This is a genomic window from Oceanicola sp. S124, assembly GCF_000220565.1.
In the GTDB taxonomy this organism is placed as follows: Bacteria; Pseudomonadota; Alphaproteobacteria; order Rhodobacterales; family Rhodobacteraceae; genus Pseudooceanicola.
Map to the genome: position 1 here is coordinate 1 of NZ_AFPM01000226.1, position 585 is coordinate 585.

The window sequence follows — 585 nt, forward strand, 5'->3', positions numbered from 1 at the left end:
CCCCATGACGGCGCCTTCCCCTCGTTCCTCGACTGGGAGATGGCGGAAGAGAGCATCCCACCCCGTGCCATGCCCTCGCTCGGGCTTACGCTTGCGGCCCTGCAGCTCACCCACCCCGAGGCACCCCGGCTTGCCGCGTCGCTGGCCCCGATCCTGCAGGACCCGCGCGTGAGCTGGCAGACCGGCGCCGAGGTCACACTTTCGGCGACCCTTGCCGGACCCGCAGGCGCAATCACGCTGGGCTGAAATGCAGAAGGCGCGACCTCCGGCAGGAGGCCGCGCCCGACTGAGGTAAGTCCGGGGCGTTCTCGCTCCCCGCGACTTCTACAGGCACCCGAGGGAAATCAGGCGTCCTGTGCTTCAATCGCACGAGAGGTGGTCACGGTTCCACCCCGGGCGATTTCGATGCGGCGCGGTTTCAGCGCCTCGGGCACTTCACGCACCAGGTCGATATGCAGCATGCCGTCGGCATGGGTGGCCCCGGTCACGCGCACGTGGTCGGCCAGCTGGAAGCGGCGTTCGAAGGCGCGGGTGGCAATGCCACGGTGCAGGTAGCTGCGGCCCTTGTCCTCATCCCCCTTGCGG

At 68.9% G+C, this 585-nt stretch carries 1 protein-coding gene and 1 pseudogene; one reads left to right on the forward strand and one right to left on the reverse strand.

The features are described 5' to 3' along the window. Nucleotides 1-246, forward strand: a pseudogene (locus tag OS124_RS27535) (VOC family protein); the annotation flags it as partial. 98 nt (nucleotides 247-344) lie between these two features. Here the strand turns inward: OS124_RS27535 and OS124_RS24890 are convergent. Continuing rightward, the coding region (locus OS124_RS24890) for an Hsp20 family protein (RefSeq protein WP_010140693.1) at nucleotides 345-585 on the reverse strand (241 nt) is incomplete at its 5' end.